Below are 15554 nucleotides of genomic sequence, written 5' to 3'. Positions count from 1 at the left end.
CTTGACGTTGGAGTGTAGTCCAATGATAGTGTGAGAATAAAGGAGGCGACATATATGTTTATTAAGCAATTTGCCGCAAAATATCATCTGTCACAAGATACGCTTCGCTTTTATGAAAAAGAAGGGATGCTCCATCCACAGCGCTTAGAAAATGGCTATCGCTTTTATGATGTGTCTTGTGAGAGAGCAGTTAAATTCATTCAAGTGATGAAAAATATTGGCTTTTCATTACAAGAAATTCGTAGCTTGCTTACTTTAAGTGGGCAGCCGATGAGTGAAGAATGCAATCAGGCTTCACATGCATTATTTGCTCATAAAATCAATGAGATTGAAAGACAGCTTGCATTTTTAACAATGGCATTAGATGCATTAAAAATGGCAGAAGGGTTAGTGCAAGAGGGTAAATATGAATCGAATAAAGAGCAAATTGATGAGGTTGTTGAAGAAATGTATCGAAAGCTAGGTGATAGCTTTGCATAGCTTAATTAAACTAGAGTATGCACTCAGTTTTTTCGTACTATTTGCTATTTATTGTTATCTTGATTTTTCGATACTATGGTTCTTTCTTTTGCTGCTTGCGCCAGATATATGTATGATTGGCTATGTGATAGATGCAAAAGTAGGTGCCATTATATACAATATTGGGCACAGCCTTATTCTACCTTCTATTCTATTAACAATTGCTTTATTCGCAAATATCGCATTATTGTTATCAATTGCGATGATTTGGTTAGCACATATTTTGATGGATCGGGCTTTAGGCTATGGCTTGAAATATATGACAGGGTTTAAGGATACACATTTAGGAGCTATTTGAAAAATAGCTCCATAAAATTACTTCACAATCAAGGCAGGGCAGTTAACCCGCTTCATGACTTTATGGCTGACACTGCCTAGTACCATTTCCTGCAGGCCATTTAAACCACGGCTGCCAATAATGACTAGGTTTACATTGTTGGCATTTACATATTGAATAATTTCAGGAGCAGGCTCACCCTTTAAAATAGTTACTTTATATGAAATGCCCTGCTCCTTTATGAGCTGCTCGATTGCGGCTACTTTGCGGCGGCGCTCTAACAACAGGCTGTCGGGTGAGGCGCTATGTAGTCGATCTGCTCGTGCGTTGTCAAAGCTTGCGACATACACGATGTCCACAACACTATTGACGGAAAACTGTGCGATTTTCACCGCTTCTTGTGCAGCACGTAGCGCATTTTCCGAGCCGTCTGCTGCTAAAACGATATGCTGATACATAAAAAATCCCCCTTATGAGTAACTCGTTAGCTTTTGATAAAGTGCCTGACTAGCAGGGTTCATACCAATAACGGTAACTGTTTTGCCATTTTCCTCTAGCTTGCTTATTACTTTGACAAGTGCACCGACACTGGATTCATCCCAAAGATGACTGCTTGTCAAATCAATTGTAATATGTAGCTCCTCCGCTTGCTCTAGCTTATCAACAAAAGCTTTCGTTGATGCAAAAAATAAAGGACCTTCTACAATATATACATCTGCTTTTTGTGTAATATGAACCTTTGAAATTTTCGCAACAAAAAATAGCGCACTAATAATAATACCTGTCACAACACCAATTGCTAAATTGCCCGTATACAGCACAATAATAATTGTAATAAGCATCACGAAAACTTCTCCCTTTGGTGCAGCAATTGTGTATCTCAATGAGCCCCAATCGAATGCAGAGATTGCAACCATTACCATAATACCTGCCAAGACAGGCATCGGAATATCAACAACAATATCACCTAGTACGACAATTAAAAATATTAAAAAGATACCTGAGACAAGTGTGGATAAACGCCCACGCCCACCAGATTTGACATTAATCATCGACTGACCAATCATCGCACAGCCTGCCATACCGCCAAAAAAGCCGTTAACGATATTAGCAATACCCTGTCCACGTGCCTCCATATTTTTATTCGACTTCGTATCCGTCATATCATCTAAAATTTGTGCAGTTAATAAAGATTCCAATAAACCAACGACCGCCAGTGCTAATGAATATGGCAAAATAATTTGTAGCGTTTCGAATGTTAGTGGAATATCAGGTAATAAAAAAGTAGGTAAACTTGTTGGCACTGCACCTAAATCACCAACTGTTTTTAAATCAAGATGAAAAACAAGCGCTGCGGCTGTCAATAGGACAACGGCGATTAAAGGGGCTGGAATCATTTTGAAAAATTTCGGAATTACATAAACAAGCCCAATTGTAATAAATAAAAATAAATAAGTCATACTGCTACCGCCAATAAAATGGGGAAGCTGTGCCATAAAAACTAAAATGGCTAAAGAATTTACGAAGCCAATCATCACCGCATTTGGAATGAAGCGCATCAGCTTTGCAATCCCAAAAATGCCAAATAAAATTTGAATAATTCCTGTTAAAATGGTTGCAGCAAGTAAATATTGCAGTCCATGATCTGCCACTAAATCAACAACGACAATTGCCATAGCCCCTGTCGCAGCAGAAATCATCGCAGGGCGTCCACCAACAAAGGCAATGACTGTTGCAATGGTAAACGAAGCATACAACCCAACCATTGGGTCAACTCCTGCCATAATTGAAAAGGCAATGGCTTCAGGTATAAGCGCCAACGCAACAACGATACCTGATAAAATATCTGCCCGTATATTGCTAAACCATTGCTGCTGTATAGTTTGCATGTTAAAGCTCCTTCCAAATAATAAATACGCCTATCATCATAACATGAAATAGGAAGAGCGAGAATAGCCTTCTTACTTGTAGGGCGTTTACATTGACTTTCCATTCATTCCTTTCTACAATAGCAGGAAGTTCCTAGCTTATGGTAGAAAGAGAGGCGTAGCTTGTATGAATAATATTATATTAATTATTATTTTACAGTTAGTTTATGTACCATTTTTAACATTACGGACAATCTTTTTAGTGAAAAATGTCACCTTCCTAGCCGCTATTTTCGGCATGATTGAAATGTTAATCTATGTTTTTGGACTTTCCCTCGTTTTCAGTGGTGAGCAAAGTATTTTAGCGATGGTTGTCTATGCAGTAGGCTTTGGTCTAGGTATTTTTCTAGGGGCAAAAATTGAACGAAAGCTCGCAATAGGCTATATATATGCAACAATTAATACGCAGCAAAAAAATGAAAAGCTTATTGAATTTTTAAGAAGTGAGGGCTTTGCTGTGACAACCTTTATTGGTGAAGGGCGTGATAGCAATCGCTATAAATACGAGATTTTAACAAAGCGTAATCGAGAGACGGAGCTGTTTAAAATAGTCGAGCAATTTGAGCCAAATGCCTTTATCATTTCCTATGAACCGAAATCCTTTAAAGGCGGCTTTTTAGTAGCGCGGATGAAGCAGAAATAAATAGAAGCAAAACGGATTTGGAAGCTATATTTCCAAATCCGTTTTTTGTTGAGTCATAATAAAATGCTTGCAATATGAATTATTTTATGATTAACTTTGTAAGTATTAAATCGTAATAATTACTATTTAGGAGGTTTGTTATGAAAAAAATACCAGTAACAGTGCTTAGTGGCTATTTAGGTGCAGGGAAAACGACTGTTTTAAATAATCTTTTACAAAACCAAAAAAATTTTAAAGTTGCTGTCATTGTCAACGATATGAGTGAAATTAATATCGATGCAGAGCTAGTTGAAAAGGGAAGCGGTATCTCACGTACCGAGGAGAAATTTGTTGAGCTATCAAATGGTTGTATTTGCTGTACGTTACGTGAAGATTTACTAATTGAAGTACAGAAATTGGCTGAAAAAGGAAATGTTGATTATATCGTTATTGAATCAACCGGGATTAGTGAACCAATTCCTGTTGCACAAACCTTTTCTTATATTGATGAAGAATTAGGCATCGATTTAACGGCTACATGCAAGCTAGATACGATGGTAACAGTGGTAGATGCCAATCGCTTTTGGCATGATTTTCAATCTGGAGAAAGCCTATTAGATAGAAAGGAGGCGGTTGGGGAGTTAGATGAGCGAGATGTTGCAGATTTATTAATTGATCAGATCGAATTTTGCGATGTGCTGCTTTTGAATAAATGTGATTTAGTAGATGCAGAAGCATTGGATAAGCTTGAAAATGTTATTCGTTCATTACAGCCTGAAGCTAAAATTATTCGTACAGTGAACGGTAAAATTGATCCTTCTGAAGTATTGAATACAAATCGATTTGATTTTGAGAAAGTGTCCAATTCAGCGGGTTGGTTAAAAGAATTACAGCTAGGTCATGAAAATCATACGCCTGAAACAGAGGAATATGGTATTAGCTCATTCACCTATGTAAGAAGATTGCCGTTTCATCCAGAGCGCTTTAAACAATGGGCTGAAAGCATGCCGCAATCAATTGTTAGAGCAAAGGGCATTGTCTGGAGTGCCACACATAATGATATTGCGATTCTAATATCTCAGGCAGGTCCCTCTGTAAGTATTGACCCAGTATCCTATTGGGTAGCTGCTTTGCCATCGCATCAAAGAGAGCAAATCCTACAGCAAAATCCAGCGATTCAAGCAGAGTGGGACATCGAGTATGGTGACCGCATGACTAAAATCGTGATTATTGGTATAGATTTACCGAAGGATACGATTACAAGTAGCTTGGATAAGTGCTTATTAACAACAGAGGAAATGATGGACCCATGGGATGAAATTGCAGACCCATTTGATTGGAAAATTAGTGGTAGATAATACGGGTGAGAGGATAGAGGTTATTATTTTAAACAATTGTAAAGCAACATTACTCAATTTAATATACCGTTTTTCTACAGAGAAGAAATCAAATTTCTGCCATTGAAATAGAAGCAATTTAGAGCAATCATAGTTGAGGGGAGTTAGGATGTAGTATGAATAAAATACCTGTTACTGTGTTAAGTGGCTACTTAGGCGCAGGCAAAACGACGATATTGAATCAATTATTAGCAAATAGAGCAGGTCGAAAAATAGCTGTTATCGTTAATGATATGAGTGAAATCAATATCGATTCACAATTGATTCAGGAGCAAGGCTTTTCTAGAACAACAGAAAAGCTAGTGGAGCTATCGAATGGCTGCATTTGCTGTACATTGCGTGAAGATTTAATGATTGAGGTGGAGAAATTAGTTGCAACAGGTGATATCGATGCCATTGTCATTGAATCAACAGGAATTAGTGAACCAATTCCTGTCGCTCAAACATTTTCTTATATTGATGAGGAAACAGGCATTGATTTAACGCCACACTGTCGTTTAGATGCAATGATTACGGTTATAGATGCCAACCGTTTTTGGCATGACTATGAAAGTGGGGAAACATTGCTAGAGAGAAAGCAAACAGATGATATTTATGATCAGCGTGATGTCTCCGATTTATTAATCGACCAAATTGAATTTGCCAATATCCTGTGTATTACAAAATCCGATTTAGTCACACCTGAATACCTTGAGGTTTTGCAAGCTTTTCTATTAAAGCTCAATCCAGATGCGGAACAGTATGTCGTTAAAAATGGCAGCATTAAACCTGAATTATTAATCAACCGTCATTTATTTGATTTTGATAAAGCGAGCCAAGGGGCAGGCTGGATAAAAGAATTAAATGAAGAGCATGTGCCAGAAACTGAGGAATACGGCATTTCATCCTTTGTTTATCGAAGAAGAAGACCTTTCCATCCACAGCGTTGGTATGAGTGGTTAGAAAATTTACCTGTTGAAATTGTCAGGGCAAAGGGCTTCTTTTGGCTAGCTAGCCGCAATATGCCAGGTATATTATCTCAGGCAGGAGCTTCTATACAATTCCAAGGAGCTGGAGAGTGGATTGCTGATTTGCCGCAAGAGCTGCAAGAGATGGAATTGAAGGATGATTTGGCACTAAGAGCGCGCTGGGATGAGACCTATGGCGATAAGCAAACAGAATTAGTTTTCATTGGTATTGAGCTTGAAAGGGAAGAAATTGAATACGAGCTTGATCGCTGCTTATTAACAGACGCTGAAATGCAGGCGGACTGGACAGCATTTCCTGACCCACTGCCTAAATTTATCGTTCATAATTAATATTGGGGCATATTTGAAAAGTATCACTTTTTCAGATATGCCCTTGTTTTCAATTGAGCGAAATGGCTTGTCTTGTATGTACATTTTAATATTTTGGCAACCTCCTATAGGATATTCCACTTCATGCAATATCCGTTTATAATTAGAAAATAAAGTATTTAGAAAGGAACTAGAGCGATGCCTTATTTTATATGGCGCATCAGCATCTTATTGCTATTCATTGCGCTATTTCTTATACATACAAAACAAGCTGGGGGCATATTGACAAATGCCTTTTTATTAAGTGCTAGTGTGCTTGCTTGCTATTTTTTTATACCCCTTTTGAAAAAATGGCGTGTTGTAAGCTATAGCTTTATTATTTTATTGTTATTTAGCAGTGCATTTTTATCATTAGATGTGACATATGCTTTGCCAATGCTTGCCTATTTTTTAATTGACGGTGCGCTATTATTGCAGAGAAAAGCCTATTTTTCATTACTGCTACTAACCGTTTTGATTAGCACCATCCTTGTCCTATTACAATGGTTGCCTTTATATAGTGTCTTATTAGTACTGGCAGTTATGTGCAGTGCTGTTTTACTACGTCATTATGTGCAGACTGCTAGTGAAAAGCAGCTGCTATATGATGAGCTATTAGGGCAATATCGTTTATTGAGGCGTACACAGGCTACGCAGGAACAGGCTGTGAGAGCCGAGGAGCGCACAAATATTGCGCGGGATATGCATGATTCTGTAGGGCATCAGCTAACGGTATTGTTAATGCATGCGGAAATGCTATCAATGAAACATAATCATGAAGCATTAGAGGAAATTAAACATCTTGCAAGAGCAAGTCTTGAAGAAACCCGCTATGCGGTGCGACAGCTAAAATCGAGCGAGGTCTATGGCATCGAATCTGTTTTGCAATTGATTCGCAGGCTTGAAATGGAAAGCCGGTTACATATTCGTTTTACAATTGATAAAGGGGTGTTATCCTTACCCATTTCTAATCAGCAAAGCGTTGTATTGTACCGTATTTTACAGGAGGCATTAACAAACGCGATGAAGCATAGCGATTCAAAGGAAGTTGAGATATTGTTAGGCATGAATGCATTAACACAAATTCAATTTACAGTGCAAAATAAATCTTTTGCACGAATCCCTATTATTGAGGGCTTTGGACTCGAGAGTATGAGGGGGCGAGTACAACAGGCAGGTGGTACAATACATATTTACAAAACTGCTCAGTATTTTATTATTGAAGGAGCATTACCAGTGAAGGAGGACATGCAATGACAGTACGCATTTTACTTGTAGAGGATCAAGCGATTGTACGCAATGGCTTGAAAATGATACTTGAACAAGATGAGGCATTGTCTGTCGTGGCAGAGGCGAGCAATGGCATCGAGGCACTCACCTTGTTGGAACAGCAGTCGATTGATTTAGTCTTGCTAGATATTCGCATGCCTGAAATGAATGGTATCGAAGCAACAAAACATATTCGTAGCCGCTTTCCAACAATGAAAATATTAATTTTAACGACATTCGATGATGAAGAATATGCTTATCAAACATTAAAGGACGGAGCAAATGGCTTTTTAGTCAAATCCTCTGAGCCGAAAAAATTAATTGCTAGCATTCATAGCGTATTTGCAGGTGGCATGGTTTTACAAGAGGAGGTAGCCGCTAAATTAGTGCCGAAATTATTGCAGCAAACAATTAAGCAAGAGGAGCCATCAACGAATCTAACGGCACGTGAGCTAGAAATTGCCCGATTCATTGGTGAAGGCAAAACAAATAAAGAAATTGCCAATGAACTCTTTTTATCTGTTGGAACAGTAAAAAATCATATTACGCACATTTTAAATGAATTGCAGTTACGAGATCGCACTCAGCTTGCTATTTATGCGGTGAGAAATGGGCTAGTTTAAGGTATAATAGAAGAAAGGGAGGGATAGACATGTTATTACTTTGGAGTGCCTCAGGTGTAATATTCATTTTTGCCTTTGTCTTCGCAGTAGTTAGGTTCTCATGGATGTATATGCTAATCAGTGCCATTGCATCTATACCCGTTACAGCTTATTTCTTCGGTGCAGAAAATGCTTGGCAATATGTTGGATATACGCCCCTTGTTTTCTTCACACTGACAGTCGTATTATGGTTTTTACAAAAAAGAAAAATGAAGTTAATAGCAACTTAATATGCATCGTGCCAATTATGTGTTGGCACGATTTTTTTAATTGATGAAATAGCTGTACAGATTTTAAATTCGCCATATTTTAATACTAAAATTCGGTAATAAGGATATTGCTATCTAATAAATATTTACCTCATCATGAATAAAAGGATGACCTCCGTCACATAAGTTAATGACTTACGCTAGTCGTTTTGCATGGAATGTCTTGCTATACTACTAAACAAGGGGGGACATCCATGATTGAAGCAGTGAATTTAACAAAAACATTTAAGCAAGTAAAAGCGATTGACAATGTCAATTTATATATTGAACCAGGGGAAATTGTGGGACTGCTTGGCCCGAATGGTGCGGGGAAATCGACAACAATTGCGTTGCTTTCAACATTAATTGAGCCAACAGCTGGGGATGTGCTTTTCCGGCAGCAAAGCGTTATTCAAAACCCGAAGCTACTGCGTGAGGTGTTAGGGGTTGTACCACAGGAAATCGCCTTATATTGGGAGCTGACAGCACGTGAGAATTTACAGTTTTTCGGCTCGCTTCAAAAAATACCACAAAGCGAGTTGAAGGCACGTATTGATACAGTATTGCAACAAATTGGTTTAGAAGATGAGCTGAAAAAGCCGGTGAAATATTATTCGGGTGGTATGAGAAGGCGCCTCAATATTGGCGCTTCACTATTACATAAGCCAGCATATTTAATTATGGATGAGCCAACTGTTGGCATTGATCCACAGTCGAGAAGCTATATTTTGCAAGCGATTAAAAAGCTGAATCAAGAGGAAAATACCGCGATTATTTACACAAGTCACTATATGGAGGAAGTCGAGTTTTTATGTGACCGCCTTTATATTATGGACAAAGGGAAAATAATTGCGGCTGGTACGAAGGAAGAAATTAAAGCCATTTTATCGGCAGAAAAAACAATTGAAATGAAGCTGGAAAAGCATTCAAAGCCTTTTGCTGATGCATTGATAGCACAGGGGTTACTTGCTAATATTCAAGTTGCTGAGGCGCATATTTCTTTTACGGTGGGGAAAAACGTAGATTTCCTACCTTTGATTTTGCCATTATGTGAGGCGCATCAAGTTGTATTGAAAAGCTTTCAAATGAAAGAGCCGACGCTGGAAGATGTATTTTTACATTTGACGGGTCGTGCGCTACGCGATTAAGGAGTGCTGACTATGTTTTTTGCATTTATTCGTCAAAAGCTCACTTTAATTTGGCGTAGACCAGAGGAGCTACAAATTTTATTAGGTACCCCTATTGTCATTATACTGATTATTCATTTTGCAATTGGTGGGCTAATGGACGGCAATTCATCTGTGCAAGTAAAAATTGCTATGATGGAGCAAGATGGGGACAGTGAATTGCTTGCCTATTTACAAAGCCAGTCATTTGTTAAGTTAACAACAATTGATGCGGAGTCGCTAGAGGAAGTGAAAGAGTCCAATGAGTATAGTGCTGTCATTCATATGCCCAATATTTATTTGAATCATAAAAAAGAATTCACGTCACGTATTGTTCAAAATATGATGGATAACTATCAGCAGCAATTAACATGGCAAAGTGCAGGGGTTGCAGCTCCAGTGATTGAATCATCGATTGAAACAATCCACCAGCGTCCGCCTGTTGCGACAAGTGCCTATTATGCTTTTGGTTTGAGTGTGATGTTTGTTTTATATTGGGTCGGCATTATGGCAGCGCAAGCGTTGCGAGAGAAGGAAAATCATATTTTTGACCGCCTGGTGCTTACGAACATTCCACCAACGCTCTATTTATTAACAATTTTGCTATCAACGATGGTATTAGCCATGCTACAAATGGTTATTTTATTCGCGATCATTTACATGGTGTTTGGTGTTGTTTTTGAAAGCATGCTCGGTTATGTGGTGACAACTGTTTGTATAGCAATAGCAGTTGGCGCAATGGCAGCATTTTATTCGGCACTCAATTACCGTAATAATTCCTATGAAGCATCGTCATTATTTAATACAGCTTTCGTCGCAATCCTTGCTTTGCTTGGTGGCACATTTTTTAACTTAAGTGCAGCAGTGCCACAGCTTGCAAAGTTAGGGCATTTTACACCAAATGGTGCAGCGCTACAAAGCTATTTATTGCTACAGCAAGGTGCAGACTTTGTTCAACTAGTGCCATATTTATTAATATTGCTTATTTTAGCAGTCGCCTTTTTTGTAGCAGCTGTGCGCATTTTTCCTAGAAAGGGAGGGGTTGCATGATAGCGATTTTTAAAACGAAGTGCTTATTGCTGATTCGCAATCCGTTACATTACATTATTTCAACACTTATTATTTGCCTATTTGTCTATTTAATGGGGTACCAATCGAATGAATCGATAGCGATAGCTTCCTCGCTCAATGAGGAGAAAACGACACAAATATTGCAGGGAATGCCATTCTATAATTATGAATTGCATACAGAGCTAGAGGCAAGGGAGCTTGTGGGAAAAAGCAAAATGAAGGTGGCCATTTTTTTATACGAAAAGGAATTTAAGCTTGTGGTAGCGAGCGATTTTATGGATAGCGCACTTTTGCAAAATGAGTTAAAAATGCAGTATCAAAAGGCTTTGATGACAAAAGAGTTGTCACCTGCTTTTCAACTAAACTATGAAAATGATGAGTACATTTATTCACATAGCTTGTTGATGCTGTTTTCCTTTTCTTTATTCATGGTCATTTATACAGTCGCTTCAGGGGTTAGCTATATTTTAGCGGAGCGCAATTCGGGTGTCTGGGACCGGCTGCTTGTATCGAGCATTAGTAAATGGCAAGCGTACACAGCAAATTTAGCCTATGCATTTTGCATTAGCTATGCCCAGATGATACTTGTATTTTCTATTTTTCATTATGTAGCAGGTGTTGATTTTTATGGGAAATTTATCTATGCGCTACTATCGTTGATTCCTTATTTACTATGTGTTATAGCATTGGCAATTTTTATCGCATCAATCACGAGTACAGTGAGCCAATTTAATACAATGATGATGGTCATCGCAATATCCTTCTCCATGCTTGGTGGTTTATATTGGTCGCTTGAATTTGTCAGCTCACCGATTATTTATGCACTGTCCTATATTTCACCGATCAAATATGGCTTAGAAATATTAAACGGTGTCACATTATACAATAGTACATGGAATGAGCTGCTACAGCCTATTAGCATTTTGCTGTTTATGGCAGTTGTCTTAATGGGTATCGGCATTAACATGATGGAAAAGAAGGCAAATGTATAAAAGTGGGCTGCCCGAGAAAGCATGGGCAGCCAAGTTGCTGATATAATTAGTATTTCGCTGATATATTCATAAAAGTCGCCGATATAATTGGAATTTCGCTGATATATTCTCAAAAGCCGCTGATATCATTTGAAGTTGTCGCTAGAACGTCAAAATTTCCATATTTCAAATTACAACAGATAAATAAATTTTGACAGAGCCATCCTGTGCATAATGCTCAAAATCTGTGCTATAGGCTCTCGGTATAGCGCTTTGCCAAATCGTTGTCCATGCAAGAAATACCGCATTTGGCTGAGACATATCGACATCAATGACCTCATATTGTCCAGCAGGTATGATGACTGCATTTGCTCCAACTTGCTCTGTGCCAATCGTTAAATCATAATCTCCTGTAAAGTCGCTTTCGTAATTGTGATAAATAGCGAAGATATCTCCTTGTAAGCCGCTTGCCATAACGTTTTCCCATAGCTGCCCAATCGTTTCTGGTGAATTATTGTTTGTGCGAATGCTTGTCCCTACAATTTTCTTTTCTGTAATTGTTGTTTTCAATGTGAACTCCTCCTTCTTTTATGCCAGTATAAAGAACAAAGGATGACAACTGTCTGTCAGCTTTCTAAAATATGTTGAATTTCTTGCAAATGCTTTTGCTGAAGCCAATCAGGTGCCAATATTTTCACTTTACTGCCGAACATACGAATAAAAGGAAGAAGGTCATTTGTTATATCATAGGAAAATGTGACGATAATATGCTCTTGCTGTATGATAAGCTCCTCCTCTGTAAAAAAATCATAAAGCTTGCCATGCTCGCTTAAAGCAAATTGTAAAATGATTTTCTCTAATTGAATAGAGCGCGTAGCTTGAGATGCGAGAAGGGGTAGCTTCATTGATATATCAGCCACTTCCATCAATCGAATACGTGTCAGCTTAAAAAGTCGATAAGCCTCGCGCAGCTGACAAAAGGCCTCTACATACCAGCTACCGTTTTGCAAATGGAGCTTGATTGGTAAAACGATACGTGTCGTGAAATGTCCGTTTTGCGCAACATATGAAATTTCAATCGCTTGCTCCTGCTGAATAAAAGAAAGAAGCTGCTGAATTTTATGCTTCGTTTCCTGCTCAATAATAGCTCGATGCAAAGTTGCCTGTGTCAATGTGAAGGGCACTTGCTCCTCGTGAAAAAGGGCAAGCTTTTGCTGCAAGGAAGAAAGCTGCTGTCCTTCGAAAAGCTGCTGTTCTAATGTGACGCCGTCCATAACTAATTTTTTCTCCGCATCGCTAAATGTTAATTTATCAAGCTGATAGCGCTCTGCCAATGTGAAGCCGCCATTTTTACCGAGATGTGAAATAATCGGGACACCAGCCGCACATAACGAATCAATATCTCGATAAATTGTGCGCTTGCTAACCTCTAATTTTTCAGCTAGCTCCTCCGCAGAGACAAGTCGTTTATGTAATAAAAAAACGACAATCGCAAACATTCTTTCTATCTTCATTGATCCAGCCTTCTTTCCAAATAGAAATATGATAAAATAATTTCAACTTAAGTATAATGTTGACATAGGGGGAATGATAAATGAAGCATTTTATTTCAAAGGAACACGCCATTTACGCGATGAGTGCAGATAATCAGCCTGCTTGTACAGTACAAAGTGGCGATACAATTGTATTTGAGGCATATGATTGCTTTACAAATCAGATAACTAGCGAGAATCAAATAGTTGAAGCTTTAGATTGGAATAAAATTAATCCTGCGACGGGCCCTGTTTTTATCGAGGGAGCTGAGCCTGGGGATGTAGTAGAGGTGGACATTCATACCATTGACATTGGTGATACGGTAACGTTAATGACAGGTCCTGAGCTTGGTGTCTTAGGTGATGAGTTAGATACGATGACAATTAAACGTGTTCCAATCGTCGAGGGCAAGCTACAATTTACAGAGGATATTCAAATTCCCATGAATAAAATGATTGGCGTTATTGGCACGGCACCTGCACAAGATGCGATTAGCTGTGGTGTACCTGATACGCATGGTGGCAATATGGATACAACCGCCATTACAGAGGGGGCAAAGCTGTATCTTCCTGTTAATGTGAAGGGAGCTCTCCTTGCACTAGGTGATTGCCATGCTGCAATGGGAGATGGTGAAGTATCGGTATGTGGTGGCGAAGTACCTGCACAAGTAACGGTAACAGTGCGTGTGCTAAAAAATCATTTAGTGCCAACCCCGTATGTCATTAATGGCGATACAATTAGTACAATTGCTTCAGCCAAAACATTGGATGAAGCAACGGTAATGGCGACGAAAAATATGGTGCGTGTGATTCAACAATCTACAACATTAACGGATGCTGAAGCGATACATTTACTATCCTTGGCAGGGCAGCTGCGCATTAGCCAAATTGTTGACCCAAACAAAACGGCCCGTATGGAATTGCCGCTGCATTATTTGAAAAATTTTCATTAATTGAGAAGCTCACTGCTAAATGGTGGTGAGCTTTTTTCATTTAAAAATTTTTGAAACTATTTCGTTTAGCTAGCCGTCTAAACATAAATTTGAAAGGAGGCGGCATTTTGCAGCAAACGCTAGAACAAGCGATACATACACACTATACGATGCTGCTAAAGCTCGCTTACACGTATGTAAAAAATCGCGAAATGGCACAGGACATTGTGCAGGATGTATGTGAAAAGGCAGTTGAGAAGGAGGCAATCTTTCGTGGAGAGGCTTCCTATAAAACATATTTAATTCGAATGACGATTAATCGTAGCTATGATTATTTACGTAGCTGGAAATATAAGCAGCATGCGATTATGCAAAGCTTTCATATCGATACACCTGAACAGCGTGCATTAAAAAAGGACACACAGGCGCAGCTTGGGTTAGCCATTTTAAAGCTCAAGCCTATTTATCGAGAAATCATTGTGCTGTATTATTATGAGGATTTTTCTATTCCCGAAATTGCGCTGATTTTAACAATACCTGAAGGAACAGTGAAAACGAGATTAAAGCGTGCACGAGAGCAATTGAAGAAGAAGCTAGGAGGAATGGTACTTGATGAATAAAGAGGTGAAGGCAAGCTTAAACCGGATTTTTGAAGTAGAACTTTTGCAGCAACCACTCAAAAAGAAACCACGTTCATGGCTTCCGCAATTAACGGTAGTGGGTGTTGTAATGATTGGACTATTATTATGGATAAGTGGCTCATGGACAGAGCATACTGCCAATACACCGTTACAGCAGGAAGCCATTTTTGATTTGCAGGGCACATATGTAGGTGATAACAGTAAGGTCAGCTACATTTTAAATTACGCTTTAGGTGAGGAAAGCTACGACTCTTTCGCACTACAAACAAAGCAGCAGCCATACGGTATTATTGTCAATACGACTACACCGTTAGCAAGTGAAACAAAGCATAGGGTAGCCCTCTATATGTGGACACTTGTGCAAAATGTAGACTATATACAATTTGAGACAGAGGAGCAGAGTGCCACACTCACAAAGGAACAATTTTCAATGATTGATTTCATGGCAATTCGTGATGAAGCTACATTAAATAGCACAAAGCCGCTTCCGTTAAATATGAACAATAAGGAGTTAGCTACTGCACTAAAAGAAGCCATTGGCACAGCGGAGCAGGAGCAAGGTATCGTCAATTTGATTGTTAACAAAGCAGACTATATGTTCAATATTGGAGAGGAACATTATTACTTATGGCTCAATGAGCAAGAAGCCGTCTTTGTTAAAGCCTCCGATACGGGGACATTATATAAAGTGACAGCAAAAGCCTATCAGCAGCTTTATTCTCACATTGAAATTCGCTAGCTGATTTGCTATGATGAAAAAACATATAGTTAATTCGTTGATGTAGCCAAGTAAATAAAGAATTGTGAAACAGAAAATATAGCAATTGCTGAGAGCTATATCACCGCTTCTTTATTGAAACCTACTACGGAGAAGTTACCGGCTCGTTCCCGTTAAACAACGTTCGAGGGCTTTAAGCAATTAAAGCTAAAAATAGGTGGTACCACGTTTTCTATGCATAAAGACGTCCTAATTTAGGATGGCTTTATGCTTTTTATTTTGTTA

18 protein-coding genes are annotated in these 15554 nt (G+C 38.7%); 14 read left to right on the top strand and 4 right to left on the bottom strand.

Annotated elements, in window-relative coordinates; all coding sequences use genetic code 11:
* Positions 1–54 precede the first annotated feature (54 nt).
* Complete coding sequence (locus tag R6U77_RS17620) at positions 55–480, top strand: MerR family transcriptional regulator (RefSeq protein WP_319836641.1); 426 nt, start codon at positions 55–57, stop codon at positions 478–480.
* Entirely contained in the window at positions 464–817 is a 354-nt protein-coding gene (locus tag R6U77_RS17615; protein ID WP_319836640.1) for a DUF4260 domain-containing protein, read from the top strand. Before R6U77_RS17620 ends, R6U77_RS17615 begins: the two co-directional genes overlap by 17 nt.
* Positions 818–834: 17 nt before the next feature.
* Here the strand turns inward: R6U77_RS17615 and R6U77_RS17610 are convergent, their stop codons facing one another.
* Together R6U77_RS17610 and R6U77_RS17605 are read right to left on the bottom strand one after the other, a co-directional pair.
* Positions 835–1254 carry a universal stress protein gene (locus R6U77_RS17610; protein ID WP_319836639.1) on the bottom strand — a complete coding sequence of 140 codons (420 nt, stop codon included), beginning with the start codon at positions 1252–1254 and terminating at the stop codon, positions 835–837.
* Positions 1255–1266: 12 nt separating this feature from the next.
* Positions 1267–2685, bottom strand: coding sequence for a SulP family inorganic anion transporter (locus R6U77_RS17605; RefSeq protein WP_319836638.1), 1419 nt, complete (start codon positions 2683–2685; stop codon positions 1267–1269).
* A 166-nt stretch (positions 2686–2851) separates the two neighbouring features.
* On the opposite strand from R6U77_RS17605, the gene R6U77_RS17600 reads away from it, so the two are divergent.
* The 9 genes from R6U77_RS17600 (at position 2852) to R6U77_RS17560 (ending at position 11467) form a co-directional block, all read left to right on the top strand.
* Positions 2852–3367, top strand: coding sequence for a DUF2179 domain-containing protein (locus R6U77_RS17600; protein ID WP_293920999.1), 516 nt, complete (start codon positions 2852–2854; stop codon positions 3365–3367).
* A 140-nt stretch (positions 3368–3507) separates the two neighbouring features.
* Positions 3508–4704: a GTP-binding protein gene (locus R6U77_RS17595; protein WP_319836637.1), complete on the top strand. Its 1197-nt coding sequence runs from the start codon at positions 3508–3510 to the stop codon at positions 4702–4704.
* A 155-nt stretch (positions 4705–4859) separates the two neighbouring features.
* A complete protein-coding gene (locus tag R6U77_RS17590) occupies positions 4860–6041 on the top strand; it encodes a GTP-binding protein (protein ID WP_319836636.1) in 1182 nt (393 codons plus the stop codon).
* A gap of 177 nt (positions 6042–6218) precedes the next feature.
* Positions 6219–7316: a sensor histidine kinase gene (locus R6U77_RS17585; RefSeq protein ID WP_319836635.1), complete on the top strand. Its 1098-nt coding sequence runs from the start codon at positions 6219–6221 to the stop codon at positions 7314–7316.
* Positions 7313–7951, top strand: coding sequence for a response regulator transcription factor (locus tag R6U77_RS17580; protein WP_319836634.1), 639 nt, complete (start codon positions 7313–7315; stop codon positions 7949–7951). Before R6U77_RS17585 ends, R6U77_RS17580 begins: the two co-directional genes overlap by 4 nt.
* Before the next feature lie 29 nt (positions 7952–7980).
* On the top strand, positions 7981–8220 hold the full coding sequence (locus R6U77_RS17575; RefSeq protein ID WP_293920994.1) for a hypothetical protein: 240 nt from the start codon (positions 7981–7983) through the stop codon (positions 8218–8220).
* A gap of 233 nt (positions 8221–8453) precedes the next feature.
* Positions 8454–9386 carry an ABC transporter ATP-binding protein gene (locus tag R6U77_RS17570; RefSeq protein WP_319836633.1) on the top strand — a complete coding sequence of 311 codons (933 nt, stop codon included), beginning with the start codon at positions 8454–8456 and terminating at the stop codon, positions 9384–9386.
* A gap of 12 nt (positions 9387–9398) precedes the next feature.
* Positions 9399–10454, top strand: a complete 1056-nt coding sequence (locus R6U77_RS17565) for an ABC transporter permease (protein ID WP_319836632.1) — start codon at positions 9399–9401, stop codon at positions 10452–10454.
* A complete protein-coding gene (locus tag R6U77_RS17560) occupies positions 10451–11467 on the top strand; it encodes an ABC transporter permease (RefSeq protein ID WP_319836631.1) in 1017 nt (338 codons plus the stop codon). The genes R6U77_RS17565 and R6U77_RS17560 overlap by 4 nt, the downstream gene beginning before the upstream one ends.
* A gap of 165 nt (positions 11468–11632) precedes the next feature.
* Here the strand turns inward: R6U77_RS17560 and R6U77_RS17555 are convergent, their stop codons facing one another.
* The gene (locus R6U77_RS17555) at positions 11633–12016 is read right to left on the bottom strand and encodes a GyrI-like domain-containing protein (protein WP_319836630.1); all 384 of its coding nucleotides are present in this window, start codon (positions 12014–12016) and stop codon (positions 11633–11635) included.
* A 56-nt stretch (positions 12017–12072) separates the two neighbouring features.
* Entirely contained in the window at positions 12073–12960 is an 888-nt protein-coding gene (locus tag R6U77_RS17550; RefSeq protein WP_319836629.1) for a helix-turn-helix transcriptional regulator, read from the bottom strand.
* An 80-nt stretch (positions 12961–13040) separates the two neighbouring features.
* Here R6U77_RS17550 and R6U77_RS17545 point away from each other — a divergent pair, with 80 nt between their 5' ends.
* The 3 genes from R6U77_RS17545 (at position 13041) to R6U77_RS17535 (ending at position 15290) form a co-directional block, all read left to right on the top strand.
* The gene (locus R6U77_RS17545) at positions 13041–13931 is read left to right on the top strand and encodes an acetamidase/formamidase family protein (RefSeq protein WP_319836628.1); all 891 of its coding nucleotides are present in this window, start codon (positions 13041–13043) and stop codon (positions 13929–13931) included.
* A 107-nt stretch (positions 13932–14038) separates the two neighbouring features.
* Positions 14039–14530 carry an RNA polymerase sigma factor gene (locus R6U77_RS17540; protein WP_293920984.1) on the top strand — a complete coding sequence of 164 codons (492 nt, stop codon included), beginning with the start codon at positions 14039–14041 and terminating at the stop codon, positions 14528–14530.
* Positions 14523–15290 (top strand): DUF4825 domain-containing protein, encoded by a 768-nt coding sequence (locus R6U77_RS17535; protein ID WP_319838395.1) that lies wholly within the window; start codon positions 14523–14525, stop codon positions 15288–15290. The genes R6U77_RS17540 and R6U77_RS17535 overlap by 8 nt, the downstream gene beginning before the upstream one ends.
* Positions 15291–15554 lie beyond the last annotated feature (264 nt).

Source organism: Lysinibacillus louembei, from assembly GCF_033880585.1.
In the GTDB taxonomy this organism is placed as follows: domain Bacteria; phylum Bacillota; class Bacilli; order Bacillales_A; family Planococcaceae; genus Metasolibacillus; species Metasolibacillus louembei.
Note: the sequence above shows the minus strand (reverse complement) of the source record. Positions and strands in the feature narration are given on the sequence as shown.